Annotated in this window: 11 protein-coding genes, 4 tRNA genes and 1 pseudogene; 15 read left to right on the top strand and 1 reads right to left on the bottom strand. The window is 49.2% G+C overall.

Going from position 1 to position 15,941, the window contains the following annotated elements; all coding sequences use genetic code 11:
* Positions 1–12 precede the first annotated feature (12 nt).
* The 4 genes from AS006_RS03195 to AS006_RS03180 are packed head-to-tail and all read left to right on the top strand — an operon-like array spanning position 13 to position 2,666.
* On the top strand, positions 13–297 hold the full coding sequence (locus AS006_RS03195; protein WP_101512930.1) for an MTH1187 family thiamine-binding protein: 285 nt from the start codon (positions 13–15) through the stop codon (positions 295–297).
* Complete coding sequence (locus AS006_RS03190) at positions 269–1,021, top strand: ABC transporter permease (RefSeq protein WP_101512929.1); 753 nt, start codon at positions 269–271, stop codon at positions 1,019–1,021. Before AS006_RS03195 ends, AS006_RS03190 begins: the two co-directional genes overlap by 29 nt.
* Positions 1,018–1,962, top strand: a complete 945-nt coding sequence (locus tag AS006_RS03185; RefSeq protein ID WP_101512928.1) for an ABC transporter substrate-binding protein — start codon at positions 1,018–1,020, stop codon at positions 1,960–1,962. Before AS006_RS03190 ends, AS006_RS03185 begins: the two co-directional genes overlap by 4 nt.
* A complete protein-coding gene (locus tag AS006_RS03180) occupies positions 1,959–2,666 on the top strand; it encodes an ABC transporter ATP-binding protein (protein ID WP_101512927.1) in 708 nt (235 codons plus the stop codon). The genes AS006_RS03185 and AS006_RS03180 overlap by 4 nt, the downstream gene beginning before the upstream one ends.
* Here the strand turns inward: AS006_RS03180 and AS006_RS03175 are convergent.
* A complete protein-coding gene (locus AS006_RS03175; protein WP_101512926.1) occupies positions 2,650–6,897 on the bottom strand; it encodes an acyl-CoA dehydratase activase in 4,248 nt (1,415 codons plus the stop codon). The two genes, AS006_RS03180 and AS006_RS03175, sit on opposite strands and share 17 nt — an antisense overlap.
* Before the next feature lie 100 nt (positions 6,898–6,997).
* Here AS006_RS03175 and AS006_RS03170 point away from each other — a divergent pair.
* The 11 genes and pseudogenes from AS006_RS03170 (at position 6,998) to AS006_RS03120 (ending at position 15,932) form a co-directional block, all read left to right on the top strand.
* A tRNA-Lys gene (locus tag AS006_RS03170) sits at positions 6,998–7,073 on the top strand.
* Positions 7,074–7,078: 5 nt separating this feature from the next.
* Positions 7,079–7,165, top strand: a tRNA-Leu gene (locus AS006_RS03165).
* A gap of 11 nt (positions 7,166–7,176) precedes the next feature.
* A tRNA-Gly gene (locus tag AS006_RS03160) sits at positions 7,177–7,251 on the top strand.
* A 48-nt stretch (positions 7,252–7,299) separates the two neighbouring features.
* On the top strand, positions 7,300–8,454 hold the full coding sequence (locus AS006_RS03155; protein ID WP_101512925.1) for a TIGR00529 family membrane protein: 1,155 nt from the start codon (positions 7,300–7,302) through the stop codon (positions 8,452–8,454).
* Positions 8,451–11,201, top strand: a complete 2,751-nt coding sequence (uvrA, locus tag AS006_RS03150; RefSeq protein ID WP_101512924.1) for an excinuclease ABC subunit UvrA — start codon at positions 8,451–8,453, stop codon at positions 11,199–11,201. The genes AS006_RS03155 and uvrA overlap by 4 nt, the downstream gene beginning before the upstream one ends.
* A 20-nt stretch (positions 11,202–11,221) precedes the next feature.
* Positions 11,222–11,452 carry a preprotein translocase subunit SecG gene (secG, locus tag AS006_RS03145; RefSeq protein ID WP_101512923.1) on the top strand — a complete coding sequence of 77 codons (231 nt, stop codon included), beginning with the start codon at positions 11,222–11,224 and terminating at the stop codon, positions 11,450–11,452.
* A gap of 4 nt (positions 11,453–11,456) precedes the next feature.
* Positions 11,457–12,663 (top strand): annotated as a pseudogene (gene tyrS / locus AS006_RS03140) (tyrosine--tRNA ligase).
* 81 nt (positions 12,664–12,744) lie between these two features.
* The gene (locus tag AS006_RS03135; protein ID WP_101512921.1) at positions 12,745–13,947 is read left to right on the top strand and encodes an S-layer homology domain-containing protein; all 1,203 of its coding nucleotides are present in this window, start codon (positions 12,745–12,747) and stop codon (positions 13,945–13,947) included.
* A gap of 34 nt (positions 13,948–13,981) precedes the next feature.
* Complete coding sequence (locus AS006_RS03130; protein ID WP_101512920.1) at positions 13,982–15,214, top strand: hypothetical protein; 1,233 nt, start codon at positions 13,982–13,984, stop codon at positions 15,212–15,214.
* A 67-nt stretch (positions 15,215–15,281) separates the two neighbouring features.
* Positions 15,282–15,370: transfer RNA gene (locus AS006_RS03125), tRNA-Ser, on the top strand.
* Positions 15,371–15,407: 37 nt separating this feature from the next.
* Positions 15,408–15,932, top strand: a complete 525-nt coding sequence (locus AS006_RS03120) for a cysteine hydrolase family protein (protein WP_101512919.1) — start codon at positions 15,408–15,410, stop codon at positions 15,930–15,932.
* Positions 15,933–15,941: the final 9 nt, after the last annotated feature.

Below are 15,941 nucleotides of genomic sequence, written 5' to 3'. Positions count from 1 at the left end.
GGAGGTGGCAGTGTGCCGAAGGTTACAGTTTCCATAAAAGTAGTACCTGCCGTGGAAGACGGAAGGCTCCACGAGGTGATCGACAAAGCCATAGAAAAAATAGCATCGTGGGGCATGAAGTACGAAGTGGGACCATCCAGCACAACGGTGGAGGGAGATTTCAACGAGATCATGGATCGAGTGAAGGAACTCGCAAGATACCTTGAAAGTTTCACAAAGAGGTTCGTTCTCCAGCTCGACGTGGACTACAGATCTGGAGGTATCACCATTGAGGAGAAGGTATCGAAGTACCGCTAAGTGGATCTTTCTGATTGCCGTTCTGGTCGTGTGGGAGTTTTCGAATGTGCCGCAGTATCTTCTCCCAAAGCCGTCCTCCATCGTCTCCGAGATGATCTCACAGTGGAGAATACTGCTCGTCCACAGTCTGTACACCATAGTTGAGTCCCTCTCTGGCCTTGCAATCGGTCTTGTGATCGGTGTGGGACTCGCTGTTCTGATGGACACTTTCCAGTTCATTAGAGAGATACTCTATCCCGTGTTGATCGTTTCACAGGCAATTCCCATAGTCGCTGTGGCACCACTTGTGGTCATCTGGTTTGGACTTGGAATCGGAACGAAGGTGGGCGTTGTGGCTTTCGTGACACTCTTTCCCGTGGCTCTCAACACCTTGGAGGGATTCAGAACGATTGATCCGGACGCACTGGACCTTTTCAGGGTGATGAAAGCAACCAGAACACAGATCTACAGATATCTGATAATACCCCATACGCTTCCCTACGTTTTCTCTGGGCTTAAGATATCTGCCACCTACGCCGTGGTCTCCGCCGTCATAGGTGAGTGGCTTGGAGCAGAGAAGGGACTTGGAATCTACATGATCAGAGCCATGAACACGTTCAGAGCAGACAGACTCTTTGTTTCCATCGTGATAGTGGTGATCCTGAGTGTGGCTGTGTTCAAGATGGTGGATCTGCTTTCAAGAAGGCTCACGCCGTGGTTTGAGGAAAGGAGGATGGTAGCATGAAGAAGATCCTGGTTCTTCTCTTCCTGATCCCCCTCGCCCTTTTTGCAGAGGAAGTAACGGTCGTTCTGGACTGGTATCCAAACACGAATCACACGGGACTCTACGTTGCCAGGGACCTTGGATACTACGAAGAAGAAGGTCTGAACGTGGAGATCGTACAGCCCTCCAGGCTCACAGCGGAGCAAATCGTGGCCAGTGGAAAAGCAGAATTCGGTGTCAGTTACCAGGAAGCAGTCACTCTCGCCCGGGGAGAGGGGCTTCCCATCGTTTCAATAGCCGCCGTAATACAGCACAACACATCGGGATTTGCGTGGTTGAAGAGCGAAGGAATAAATAGCGTGAAAGACTGGGAAGGAAAAAAATACGGAACGTGGGGATCTCCTATAGAAAGAGCAACGATAGAGTACATCATGAGAAAATACGGTGCTGATCCTTCGAAGGTGATTTTCGTGAACGTTGGACAGATGGACTTTTTCGCGGGAACCCTGAACGATGTGTTCGACTTTGCCTGGATCTTCTACGGATGGGACGGTGTTGCAAGCAAGGTGAAAGGAATAGAGATAGAATTCCTCCCCCTTCGGGAAATAGACGAGGTCTTCGACTATTACACACCTGTTCTCATAACGAGCGAATCCCTGATAGAGAAGAATCCAGACCTTGTGAGAAGATTTCTGAAAGCAACAGCGAGGGGCTACGAATACGCCATTCAGCATCCTGTTGAGGCTGCAAAGATTCTGCTCAAGTACGCTCCGGAACTCGATGAAAAGATAGTCATCGAATCCCAGAAGTACCTCGCCGGACAGTATAAGGCAGACGCCGAAAAGTGGGGATACCAGAAGGAAGAGGTGTGGAGGAGATACGCAGAATGGCTATATTCGACGGGCTTTTTGAAGGAAATGATAGACGTGACGAAGGCCTTCACGAACGAGTTTCTCCCGTGATCTCGGTGAGGAATCTGAAAGTTCGATACGGCGATCTTCCGGTGGTGGAGGATCTCTCCCTGGATCTTTTCGAGGGAGAGATCCTCTCCCTTGTTGGACCATCCGGTTGTGGCAAGACGACCATCGTGAAGGCCGTTCTCGGTCTCATCACGTACGAAGGAAACGTGATGATCCCCACATCCAGTGTGGGATATTGCCCTCAGAAAGACGTGCTCTTCGACTGGATGACGGTCTACGAAAACGCCACCCTTCCGCTCATTCTGAGAGGCAAAAAAGCCGCAGAAAACGTGAAAGAACTGATCGAAAGGTTCGGACTTTCGGGCTTCGAAGGCAAGCGTCCTTACCAGTTAAGTGGAGGCATGAGACAGAGACTTTCGGTCCTCAGGGCCGTGCTCTCCGGAAAAGACCTTCTGGTACTGGACGAACCCTTCTCATCGGTCGACGCGTACACGAGAAAGAAACTTCAGATATGGCTTTCAGAAGAGATACACAGGATGAAAAGCTCCGCCATACTGATCACACATGACGTGGAAGAAGCCGTGTTCCTTTCCGACAGGATACTGGTCCTTTCCCCACGACCCACGAAGGTATTGAAAGAGATCTCGGTGCCGTTTCCAAAACCGAGAACACTCGAAGTTCTCTCAGATCCTCTCTTTTCAGAACTAGAAAAGCATACTCTGGAGATCCTCATGAATCAACTCTGATCTTCTCCGAAGCACTCTCTGAAAATTCCTCCACAACACCCAGGCTGTCGATCACGCCGTTGAGGTAGTTTCTCAAGCGTCTCACCTGGAACATGAAGGCTTCTAACTTACTCTGGACGGTTGGAGTGAACGGGTTTCCGTCGGACTCTATGTGTATCACCGGAAGGTCTCCGAACTCTTCCAGCACTTTCTTGATCTTCCCTTTTGCTTTGTGTTTCAACTCTTCCAATCCTCTCTTCACGATGGCTTCTGCTATTCTGCTCGGCATGCAGCCGAACGGTCCGATGGAGATGATACCATCGTAGTGCTCCACTATCTCGTGAAGAATCGTTCCGATCGTGAGGATCGCTTCACCCGTGAGCCTTGGATTCAGATAGTCTCTGGCGGATCTGACGATTTCCCTTATGTTCACCATGTGACCCCTGTAAAAGCCCGTTTTTTCCATGGTCTTTTTTACTCGTTTCTCTATGTACCTTTTCACCAGCACCTCCACACGTTTTTTCAGTCTGTCCATTCCTGTGGAGTCCGGTGAGATCAACCTGTTCAGGAAGAGATAATCCGTGTAGTAGATCCATTCGTGAACGGGAGAGATGTGCATGATGATCCCGTTTTTCTCCATGAGTTCTTCCAGGTTCTTCCTGGAAAATTCGTCCCTTCTGACGTATATTTCACCTGTCAGAAGCACCTTGGGAGCGTGTTCGTAGTCCATTTTCTTCTCAACACCCGAAAGTATCCCCGCAACTTCCTCGAGCGTTTTGAAGAACTTTCTCAGAGGATCGTTCGCCAGACTGAGCAGTATCTTTTCTTTACAGCCCTCCACAACCTTCTTTGCTTCTTCCCTGTCCTTCGCAAGCGTCATCACACCGCGTTCTACATCGAAGAAGACGTCCGATACAACCACCGCAAGCCATGCCCTTATCCTGAAGGCAGTTCCCAGACCAGCGTAAGCGTTCTCCGAGTTGAGTCCAAAGAGCGTTACGTTTTCCACGTTGTTTCTGTCCAGCCACAGGTTCATGAAGACGCTGTACTGTCCAAATCTGCATGGTCCCATCGTCTCCGGCATGAAGTAGAGAACGATTTCGTCCCGATTCGCTTTCTCTTTCACGTACTTTATGAGACTTCCAAGGGTGAGTTGAAGAGGCAGACACTCCTTCGACAGAGAGTTTCCCCTTCCGAGCTTGAACTCCTCCACATCCGGTGGTGGACACACATCGGATCTGACACCGTGGTATCTGAACGCTGCAGAAAGACACTGAGAACCGAACTGTCCCATCGAAGGAAAGACAACCTTCACACGCTCGTCGTCGAGCGTTTTTCTCTTTCCATCTGGCGTGATGACATATAGTCTGTCCTTTTCCAGAACGGTGTAGGGTCTTTTCACCGGACCCTTTCCTTCTTCTTTTTTCTTCAGTTTGAGGTAACTTCTCACTATATCGATGAACGCCTCCACTCTCGTTTCCACGCCCGCATCCGCTGTGTGACTGTCGAGTTCCAGCACCAGGGAAGGCTTTTTCCCCATGATGTCTCTGAAGTAGGAAATAATGAAAGAATCTGGCCCACAGCTGAAGTTGGTGATGTAGACACCGAAGAGTTTCGGATGCTTTTCGACGAATCGGGCCGCCTTCAGTATCATCTCTCCCCAGGACCAGTACATGTTCCTGTAACCATCTTCTTTTTCGAAAGGAAGAGAATCGAAGTTTATGATGGGTATTCCGCGGGTGGCGAATTTCTCGGGAATACCCATGTTCGCATCGGAAGAAAACGCGTTGTAGGACCTTCCGAAGAGAACGACTCCAAACTCTGAACTTTCGAGGACTTTCAGAAAATCGTTCCACTGCTTCTTTATCGACTCGAACCTCTCGCGAAAGACTGTCCGGGCCTTTTCGAAGGCTTTTTCCCCTTCTTCTTTCGGTTTTCCGAGCTTTTCTGCCAGTTCGAGGAACCGTTCTCTCTCATCTCCACGTGAAAAGTCGAAGTACTCCGTCACGAGTTTTTCTTTCAAAGACGGAAAGGCCGATGAGAGCCAGTCCGCTTCACTCTGGACGAAGGGACAGAAGACGTTGTAGTTCTCGGAATTTTCCACTTTTATTCCACGTATTCTGGGAACGAAGATCAAATCCGGATTTTTCGAAAGAAGGTCGTACATGTATCCATGGGAAAGTTCCACCGGGAAACAGAACTCGGAGTTCTTCATTTCCCAGCCGCGTCTGTCGGATCTTTCAGGAACGATCACCTCGAATCCCAGTTCCTCCAAAAACGTGTAGAACAGAGGAAACAGGTTGTTCATCGCAAGGGACTTGCTCAGACCGATCGTCTTCGATGAACCTTTTGCACGCTCGAAATCGAAGATGTACCTTTCTCTTTTCTTCACGAAGTTGTACTTCGTGCTGTCGACGTTCAGATGTCTTACCACGTTTTCGTACTTGTTGCAGGCACCACCGAAGGGAAATCTCTTTCCATCGATCTCTATGATCCTGATTTCACACTTTCTGTCACACCTTTCCTTTCCACCAGGACAGATGAACGTTCCTCTGTATCTGACCTCTCTGGATATCAACTCTTTCAGATCGAATTCTTTCTCTTTCAAAAATCCGAGTGCCAGGTTCTCTTTGGTGAGGAGTGCTACACCGTAGGCACCCATCAGGCCGGGATGTGGGGGAACCACGATCTTTTTTCCGACGAGGGCAGCCATGGCAATGGGAACGGCCCTGTTGTAACAGACACCACCCTGCATGAAGATCTTCTTCCCAACGGGTCTGTTTCCTTTTACCCTGTTCAGATAGTTCATACAAATGGAATACACAAGTCCCGCACAGATGTCTTCTTTGGAAATTCCTTCGTTCACAGCGGTTTTGACATCACTTCCTATGAAAGCGGCACACTGGTCGCTGAAGTTCGGCGGGTTTTCACCTCTCATGGCAAGATCACCGATCTCCGTGTAATGAACCCTCAAAGATTCTCCTGCGGCCTCCTCGAGGAAGGATCCCGTTCCGGCAGAGCACGCCTCGTTCATGGCGTAATCGGTGGGCACACCGTTCACCAGGTAGGTGTATTTTGCATCCTGGCCGCCTATTTCGAAGATGGTGTCCACTTCCGGATCGAAGTGGGCCGCCGCTCTGGCATGGGCCATGATCTCGTTGTAGACGGCATCGGTCTGGGAGTAAAGTCCCACGATCTTTCTTCCAGAACCTGTAACACCAAGACCGATTATCCTCACCCTGGTTCCGTTCAACTGTTCAAGAATCGAAGTGTAACACTGTCGTGCCGCCCTTATGGGATCACCTAGGGTTCTCAAATACACACCGGCCAGAATGGCGTTGTCTTCGTATCTCATCAGAACAGCCTTCGTGGTGGTCGATCCAACATCTATTCCCAGAATACACACGTCACCATCTTTCGCTTCCTGAAAGGGCATCTCCTTGAACTCCACCAGATGAGTGTACTTTCTCAGGGGTTCATGTGTGGGAAAGCTGGATCTTTTTTCCTCCTTTATCACGAAAGTGCGTTTTGTTTCGATCCTGTTTGCGATCCCCCAGAGATATGCCCCGAAGGCTTCGAAGAACAGAGCTTCCTCAGGAACAACGACGTCGAGAAATTTTCTCAGGTGCTTCAGCATCAGTCTGTTCCTGGTCGTACCTCCAACAAGCAGGATCTTTCTCACGTTCGCTTTGTGTGCGAGTTCAACGATTTTGTCGGCCATCACCTTTCCAAGACCGTTCAGAACCAATTCTTTTGGCACACCCTTGTTCAGTGCGTGTGTGCAATCACTTTTGCAGAAAACCGTACATCTGGAGGAGAGTTCGTAATAGTCTTCCACGTTCACCCTGTTTGCTTCCTCGAGGGAGATTCCCATTCTCTGAAGTTGTTGCAGAAAAAACTCACCCGTACCCGAGGCACACTTGCTACCCGTGTATATACCCGTTATGATTCCTTTCTCATTCACCCTGTAGAGTACAGTGTTTTCCCCGCCCGCACTGACTATGGCCTCCACCCGACCGTATTTCTCCATAAGGTGTCTGTAGGCAACCTCCGTTGCTTCGGCCTCGGAGATCTGAGGAAGGTCTATCACTTCTCTTGTTTTTCGCCCTGTGAGGACAACAGGGCCTTTTTCAAGAAAAGTGGGTATCATAGAAGAAAGGAGTGCAAGTGGATCTCCGTTGTGGGGAAGATTACCCTTCTCGCTTTTACTGTAGAAAGAGACGCTCGAGGATCCAACGCACACACCGGTCATTGACATCACCTCTTTGTTGGATATTTTAACACCAAAAGATTTCATCCTCAACTTTTCCCCCTTGAAATCCTCTGCAGTCTGTGATATCATTTGTACCGGCGACCCGGTAGCTCAGCAGGCAGAGCACCTGACTTTTAATCAGGGGGTCGTGGGTTCGAATCCCACCCGGGTCACCAGCGGTGCGAGAGTGGCGGAACTGGCAGACGCGCTGGACTTAGAATCCAGTGGGCTGAAGCCCGTGTGGGTTCAAGTCCCACCTCTCGCACCAAGATAGAGTAGGCGGGTGTAGCTCAGTGGTAGAGCACCAGCTTGCCAAGCTGGGGGTCGCGGGTTCGAATCCCGTCGCCCGCTCCAAAAAGAGAAGGGGGATATCCCCTTCTTCTTTTTCTTTGATGGAGGTCGATGCAGTTGTACACCCTCTCCGTGGTGACCTCTCTGATAACGATCGTTATCACACAGAGAATCCTGAAGAAACTTTCACTTTCTCTCTTGTCCGGAGTGGCTGTCCTGTTTCTCATACTGAGAATTTCCAGCGTGACAGAAATTGCACTGCGTGTTCTGACATCTTCTTCGTTCTGGTCTCTTCTGTCAACCGTGTTTCTGATCTATCTTCTTTCCGGTATGATGGAATCATCCGGTGACTACAGGAAATTCTCTGAAGAGATGAGAAACATCTTCTCCAAAAACGTGGATTCGTTCGTTCCCGCTCTCATCGGACTCATGCCGATGCCAGGTGGTGCACTTTTCACCGCTCCAATGGTGAAAAACTCCCTTCCAGATGAGAATCCCCTGAGACTTGCCGTCAAAAACTACTGGTTCAGACACACGATAGAATTCTTCTGGCCCATATACCCCGCAGTGGTGCTCGTATCGGAACTTTCCGGTGTCCATGTGAGCAGCGTTTCTTTAAAACTGTTTCCCGTTTTTGCCCTCGCCTTCATAACGGGATGGCTGTTTTTCAACGGAATGCAGATTCCCCGTCTGTCGAGTCCAGGTTCCATTTCCAATCTTTTTGTGCTCTTTCCCATCATCGGAACGGGTCTTATGATCCTGGCGTTCCGTATGCCGGGCTGGCTTGCCCTTCTTTTGAACACAGCAGGGTACACCATCTTCAGAAGGAAGTTCTTCCTGAGCGCCCTGAAGAGCACCTTCATGAAGTGGGATATTCTTGTTGTGCTTTTTCTTGTTTACTGCTACAAAGTCGCAATCGACACCCTGAATGTGGGAGAAGGAATCGCCCACGAGTTTCTGGAATGGCACATCTCTCCGCTTCTTCTTCTCTTTTTTCTTCCCTTCGTATCCGGTGTCTCCACGGGGATAACACAGGCGGCGGTCGGTATATCTTTGCCCGTTGTTCTCAGTATGTTCAGCAAAGAGTACGCCATATATACCTATATGTTTGCCGTGGGCGGTGTTATACTGTCTCCGGTTCATCTCTGTGTGGTTCTTTCCGCAAAGTTCTTTGGAGTAGAGGTGTTTGAGATTCTCAGAAAAGTCTTTTTCCCACTGGCACTCACACTGGTCTTCGGCGCCCTCATCCTGGGGGTGGTCACATGAACGAGATCGTCGTGAGAGGGGCAAGGGTGCACAACCTGAAGAATATAACGGTGAGAATACCGAAGAACAAACTCGTTGTCATAACGGGACTTTCGGGTTCGGGAAAGTCATCTCTTGCGATGGACACCATATATGCAGAGGGACAAAGGAGGTATCTGGAGTCCCTTTCCACGTACGCAAGACAGTTCCTTGGAGAACTCAAAAGACCGGATGTAGACGAAATAGAAGGGCTCTCCCCCTCCATCGCCATAGATCAGAAGACGGTCTCGCACAACCCCAGATCCACGGTGGGAACGGTGACGGAGATCTACGATTACTTGAGGGTTCTCTACGCCAGGATAGGAAAAGCACACTGCCCTGAGTGCGGCAGGCCGCTCGAGAAGAAAAGTGTCGACGAAATCCTTCAAGATCTGTTCAACTCGTTCAGAGAGGGAAGTCGAATCTACATCCTCGCCCCCATCGCAACGGAGAAGAAGGGAACCTTCAAAAAAGAGATCGAAGAGTTCATCTCAAAGGGATTCACGAGGATCGAGATAGACGGGGAAATGTACAGGCTCGAAGAGGTGCCCGAACTGGACAAGAACAGAAGGCACACGGTGAAACTGGTGGTCGACAGGTTGATCCTGGAGGGGAAAAACGAGCACAGAATACTGGACAGTTTGGAACTTGCGATGAGAGAAGGAAAGGGATTTGTGGAGGTCAGAAACGCGGACACCGGAGAGAGCAGAACCTTCAGCGAAAACCTCATGTGCCCCGTGTGTGGAATCGGTTTTCCCGAGATCACACCGAAACTGTTTTCGTTCAACAGTCCGTACGGAGCGTGTCCCAACTGCCATGGACTCGGTTTCACCTTCGAGGTGGACCCGTCGCTTGTGGTGGACGAAGAAAAAAGTGTGTTGGATGGTGCGATCATCCCCTACAGGTGGGACAGAAGACTCTCAAGGTGGGTGGCAAGAGAGCTGGAAAAAAGAGGATTTTCTGCCGAGGTTCCTTTCAAAAACCTTCCGGAAGAAGCAAAAAGGTTTGTACTTTACGGCGATGACCGTTTCGAAGGAGTGGTCCCGAAGGTTGAAAGGTGGCACAGGGAAACCGAGTCTTCCGAGATGAAAGAGTGGCTGGAGAAGAACTTCGTCGTTCAGAGAACGTGTTCTCTCTGTGATGGAAAAAGACTGAACAGAGAGGCTCTCTCTGTTAGGATAAACGACCTGAACATACACGAGTTCACCGAGCTTTCCATAGAAGAGGAACTTGAATTCCTGAGGAACCTGAAACTCACAGAAAGAGAGCGAAAGATCGCTGGGGAACTTTTGAACGAGATCGAAAAGAGACTTGAGTTCCTCATGGACGTTGGCCTTGGGTATCTGAACCTCTCAAGATCCGCCACCACTCTTTCGGGTGGAGAGTCCCAGAGAATAAGACTCGCAACGCAGATAGGATCCGGTCTTACGGGGGTCATATACGTCCTCGACGAACCCACGATCGGGCTTCACCCCAGAGATACAGAAAAACTGGTGAAGACTTTGAAGAAACTCAGGGACCTTGGCAACACAGTGATCGTTGTGGAACACGATGAAGAAGTCATCAGAAGCGCTGACTACATCATAGACATAGGACCAGGTGGAGGCGCAAACGGGGGACGTGTGGTGTTTCAGGGCAGTGTTGAGGAACTGATCAAAAACCCGGATGGATCCCTGACCGGAGAGTACCTCTCCGGAAAAAGGAAAATCCCCCACTGGGGAGTGAGACGACGTCCCTACGGATTTCTCAAACTGAGAGGTGTTCGCCACAACAACCTGAAGAACATAGACGTTGAGATTCCTCTTGGAGTCTTTGTCTGCGTGACAGGAGTTTCTGGATCGGGAAAGTCCTCACTCATCATGGAAACGCTTTATCCTGCCCTCATGAACGTTCTTCACGGAGCAAAGCTCCCGGTCGGTGAGTTCGACTCCCTGGAGGGCGTTGAGAACATAGACAAGGTGATCGCGATAGATCAATCACCGATCGGAAGGACTCCAAGAAGCAACCCTGCGACCTACACGAAGGTGTTCGATGAGATACGCGCCCTCTTTGCAATGACGCCCGCCGCAAAAGCCCGTGGCTACACGAAGAGCAGGTTCAGTTTCAACCTGAAGGGTGGAAGGTGTGAAGCCTGCCAGGGTCAGGGTTATGTGAAGATAGAGATGCTCTTTCTTCCAGACGTTTATGTAGAGTGCGATGTCTGTAAGGGAAAAAGATACAACAAAGAGACCCTGGAGGTGACTTACAGGGGAAAGAACATTTCTGATATACTCGATATGACGGTGGATGAAGCGCTGGAGTTTTTCAAGAACGTTCCTTCTATAAGAAGAACGTTGCAGGTTCTCCATGATGTGGGGCTCGGTTACATAAAACTCGGCCAGCCCGCAACAACGCTATCGGGCGGGGAAGCACAGAGGATAAAACTTGCGTCTGAGTTGAGAAAAAAAGACACAGGAAGAACGCTCTACATACTCGACGAGCCAACGGTGGGACTCCATTTTGAAGACGTGCGAAAACTTGTGGAAGTCCTTCACAGACTCGTTGACAGGGGTAACACCGTTGTGGTCATAGAACACAATCTCGATGTCATAAAGAACGCAGACTACATCATAGATCTCGGGCCTGAGGGAGGAAAAGAAGGAGGACGCATCGTGGCAGCTGGAACACCTGAAGAGGTTTCGAAAAATCCTTCTTCCCACACCGGAAGATTCCTGAAAGCTGTGTTATAATGCCTGGGGAGGTGCTGTGGATGAAGACGTTTTTCCTCATCGTTCACACCATCATAAGTGTAGCCCTAATCTACATGGTCCAGGTGCAGATGTCGAAGTTTTCGGAACTCGGAGGAGCCTTTGGAAGCGGTGGACTTCACACCGTTTTTGGAAGAAAGAGAGGCCTCGACACCGGAGGAAAGATCACACTCGCTCTCTCTGTGCTCTTTTTTATCTCCTGCGTAGTAACAGCGTTCGTCCTGACGAGGTGATGGGATGACACCGGAGGAACAGGTGAAGATCCTCAAAAGAAACGTGGTTGATCTTGTGAGTGAAGAGGAACTTCTGGACAGAATAAAGAGAAAAGGGAAACTTCGAGTAAAACTCGGTGTTGATCCCTCGAGGCCCGATCTTCACCTTGGCCACGCTGTTGTGCTCAGAAAACTGAGGGAATTCCAGGATCTGGGTCACACGGTCGTTCTCATCATAGGAGACTTCACGGCCAGAATCGGAGACCCATCTGGAAGAAACGAAACACGACCCATGCTGACGAAGGAAGAAGTGATCGAGAACGCAAAGACCTACCAGGAACAGGCCTTCAAGATACTCGATCCTGAAAGAACAGAACTTCGTTTCAACGGCGAATGGCTCGATCGGATGACGTTTGCCGATGTGATCGTTCTCGCCTCTAAATACACGGTGGCGAGGATGCTGGAAAGAGACGACTTTGCCAAGAGGTTCAAAGAGGGTATCCCAATCACCATATCCGAATTTTTGTACCCCCTAGCACAGGCCTACGACTCTGTTGCGATTCAGGCAGACGTAGAACTTGGAGGAACCGATCAGCTCTTCAACCTCCTGGTCGGAAGGAAGATCCAAGAAGAGTACGGTCAGGAGCCGCAGATCGTCATGACGATGCCGATCATCGAGGGAACGGATGGAAAACTGAAGATGAGCAAAAGTTACGGAAACTACATCGCGTTCAACGATTCACCAGAAGACATGTACGGAAAACTCATGTCCATACCGGATGAACTCATAATAAAGTACATGCGACTTTTAACGGATATCCCCGAAGAACAGGTCGAAGACTACGAAAGAAGGATGAAAGAAGGAAAGATCAACCCACGGGATGTGAAGATGGTTCTTGCCTACGAGATCACACGCTTTTTCCATGGTGAGGAGAACGCAAAAAAGGCTCAGGATCACTTCGTGAAGGTCTTTCAGAGAAAAGAGCTTCCAGATGAGATGCCCGTTGTTGAGCTTTCCCAGGAGATGAACATAGTTGATCTTCTGATGAAGATAGGAGTGGTCTCCAGTAGAAGTGAAGCGAAAAGGCTCATCTCTCAGGGCGGCGTTTACCTGGACGGCAAGAGGGTGGAGGACATAAAGTTCACCGTAAAGCCTGATGGCGAGAGGGTTTTGAGGGTCGGAAAGAAGAAATTCTACAGGATTTCCTGAAACAGAGACAAAAAAACTTTAGAAAACCCTTGAATTTGCTTTGGTCATGATGGTATAATCACCACAGGATTTAACGTAATCAATGTGAAGGGAGGTTTGTCCCATGAAGAGAGTTCTTCTTGCCATCGCCGTGATATCAGTTTTCTTCTCAGCGGCGTTTGCATTCTTCCCTGATGTTCCAAAGGATCACTGGGCCTACGAGTACGTCTGGAAACTCTGGCAGAGGGGTATCTTCATAGGCTATCCCGATGGTGAGTTCAAAGGGGACAGGTACATCACCAGGTACGAAGCCGCCACGGCCGCGAGCAGACTCCTCGATTTCATTGAACAGAAAATGCTCTCAGGAGTCTCTGGAAACCTCACCCAGGTCGTTGGAAACCTCTCAGACAAGTACATGGTTCTCGAAGAAAGAGTGAAAAGCCTGGAAGATGTCCTTGACACACTCGCAGCACAGATAGGTACCACTCAGGTCAACATAACAGAAACAGAGAGAGAGATCCTCACAAAGATCGACTCCGTGAAGGAAGAACTCGAGGCAAAGTTCGAAGAAGAGATCTCTCTGAACAGGGAAGTTGTGAACAACGTGGGTCTCAGACTCGGAAATCTCGCAAGAGACTATGAGAGGTACAAGGAAAGCGTTGACACAAGGATAGCCGAAGTGAACGACAAACTTGCCGCCCTTGAGAAGGACCTCGGGAACAAACTCGCCGACCTCAAGGCAATGGTTGATCTTCACGAAAAAGACATCATAAACATCTACAACAAGATCTCCTCCGTGAACGAAGAACTCAACAAAAAGATCGCCGCAACCGAAGAGAAACTCTCCAGAAAAGACGAAGAGATCTCTGCTATGGTGGAACTTCATGAAAAAGACATCATAAACATCTACAACAAGATCTCCGCACTCAACGAAGATCTCAACAAAAAAATACTTGACACGAAGGCCGAACTTTCTGCTAAAATAGAGTCACAGGAAAAGACATTGAACATGGTCTACACAAAACTCCTCGACGTAGAAAGCAAACTCAGCGGTGAAATCGAGGCTCTCAAAGAAAAAGACGCAGAGCTCCAAAGAACAGTCGACCTTCACGAACAGGACATCATCAATCTGTACGGCAAAACATCTTCTCTTGAAGAAGATCTCAATCTGAAGTACAACGAGACAAACGAGAAGATCGATCAGGTGAAGGCGGAACTCGAAAGCAAGATCGAAAGCGTGAAGGCATACAACAGAAATCTCAGTATACTCACGGGTGCGTTCTTTGGAATCCTTGGTCTCATCCTGCTTGCAATCAGTGGTAAATAACTCAAAATTTCATTCTGAGGGGAGGTAAGATGTTATGAAGAAGTTGCTCGCTCTTTTCCTGGTGTTGGGCCTTTTCGCAGCAGCGTTTGCCTACGAAGACGTTGTAAAGGTTAACGTCTCTGGTACTGGCTACTTCAAAGCAATTCTGGACGAAGAAGGCATCGACCTCGAAGGTGGAATCAGCGATCTCAGTGTTAGCCTTTCTCCAACCTCTGGCAGTGTGACAGCACCTGCTACTATCACGGCTGAGTTTTCCATTGATATTCTTGGCACAACTGCTTCTCTCAGCAAGATCATTGTTGAAACTGATCTGTTCGACTTGACCTACTACAACAGCGATATCTACGGGGACGGTTACGTGTTCTACTACGTGGGTGACAGAACACTTGAATTCACACCGAACCTTGGTCTTGAAGGAATCTCTCTGACCGCTTACTTTGCTGACATCGTTTCTGAAACAGACACTGGCAACGCCACAAACGACACAAACAACTACTTCGACGATGCCGTTGCTTTGAAAGTTGGCGTCACAAACCTTGACCTTCTCGATGCAACACTCTTCGGTGCGTTCTATGACACTGACACAAATCCTGCAACAAGCGCTTACGGCTATGCAGCTCACCTGAACCTCACCGGAAAAGACATTCTTGAAAATCTCAGTGTGAACCTTGCCTACGCTTACGAGGCAACAGCTTCCTATCTGGTTGAGGCAGCCTACAGCAAGTCCTTCGAAATGGATCCTGTTACTCTGACTGTGTCCCCATACTTTGTCTACTCTGAAGAAACTCCAACGTACTACGATGATGACTCTATTGATGGCGATGGCTGGACAGCACCATGGGGTTCCAAACTTGCAAAAGTAGGACTCAAGGCGGAAGCTGGTGTCACCGATGAAGTGACGTTCAGCGCAGAGCTCACTCCAACCTACGATCTTGCCGCCAACTCCTTCAGTCTGCCTGTTACTCTCGCACTCGCTTACTCTTCTGACATCGCAAGCGCGAATGTGAAAGCTTCCTGGAGCGATGCTGTGGCAGCTGCCACCGATGTGACGATCGACGCTGATTTGACAGTCACCGCTGTTGAAAATCTCACTGTCAAGGCAGCGGCAAGATACCTGGTTGCCACCAACGAACTCGGCTACAACGTTGACACCAGCTACGTCTACGGTCCTCTCACAACAGGATTCTTCTTTGGAACACTGTTTGACGATACAATTCACGACTACTTCACCTGGTACCTCTACATGAAAGCAGAAGTTGCCTTCTAATCCCCACCATCACGAATCAGCCCCCGGCACTTGCCGGGGGTTTTGTTTTGTTGTATAATTTAAAATCGGAGGCGTGTCCGAACTGGCTAAGGAGCCGGTCTTGAAAACCGGTGGGCCGGAAGGCCCGTGTGGGTTCGAGTCCCACCGCCTCCGCCAGCCCCACTCGGGGCTTTTCTTTTTAGGGGGTGTGAACGTGAAAGGTCTTCTTGTGATAGACGTTCAGAGAGATTTTGTAGACAAAGACGGTGCTCTCTATTTCGAGGGTGCCGAAAAAGTCATAGAACCCGTTTTGAAGTGGGTTGAAGACTTCAAGAAAGAAAGCTTTCCCATCATCACAACCCAAGACTGGCACGATCCAGACGATAAAGAGTTCAACATCTGGCCAAAACACTGCGTTGCAGAAACAGACGGTGCAAGACTCACTGAGAAACTGGAAAAACTCCTGGAAGGCTATCCACAGCATTTCTCTGTGAAGAAAAATCGCTACAGCGCTTTCTACAACACAGATCTGGAGAAGATAATAAAGGAAAAACACATAGACGAAGTTTACGTTTGTGGTGTTGTAACACACATATGTGTTCTCTTCACCGTGGAAGAGTTGAGAAACAGAGATATCACTGTTAAAATAATCACAGAAGGTGTAGCGTCTTACGATGAAGAACTTCACCGTTTTGCTCTGAGGGAAATGAAAGAGATCCTGGGAGCAGAACTCATCTGAGGTGATCGT

The organism is Thermotoga sp. SG1 (assembly GCF_002865985.1).
Classification (GTDB): Bacteria; Thermotogota; Thermotogae; order Thermotogales; family Thermotogaceae; genus Thermotoga.
The sequence above is the reverse complement of the archived record's forward strand: the minus strand, read 5'-3'. Positions and strand labels throughout refer to the sequence as shown.

What these genes read in the sequence shown, in the direction of transcription:
- AS006_RS03130 (WP_101512920.1), top strand. Translation starts at nt 13,982, where the DNA reads ATGAAGAAGTTGCTCGCTCTTTTCCTGGTGTTGGGCCTTTTCGCAGCA.
- AS006_RS03185 (WP_101512928.1), top strand. Translation starts at nt 1,018, where the DNA reads ATGAAGAAGATCCTGGTTCTTCTCTTCCTGATCCCCCTCGCCCTTTTT.
- secG (WP_101512923.1), top strand. Translation starts at nt 11,222, where the DNA reads ATGAAGACGTTTTTCCTCATCGTTCACACCATCATAAGTGTAGCCCTA.
- AS006_RS03135 (WP_101512921.1), top strand. Translation starts at nt 12,745, where the DNA reads ATGAAGAGAGTTCTTCTTGCCATCGCCGTGATATCAGTTTTCTTCTCA.
- uvrA (WP_101512924.1), top strand. Translation starts at nt 8,451, where the DNA reads ATGAACGAGATCGTCGTGAGAGGGGCAAGGGTGCACAACCTGAAGAAT.
- AS006_RS03155 (WP_101512925.1), top strand. Translation starts at nt 7,300, where the DNA reads ATGCAGTTGTACACCCTCTCCGTGGTGACCTCTCTGATAACGATCGTT.
- AS006_RS03175 (WP_101512926.1), bottom strand. Translation starts at nt 6,897, where the DNA reads ATGACCGGTGTGTGCGTTGGATCCTCGAGCGTCTCTTTCTACAGTAAA.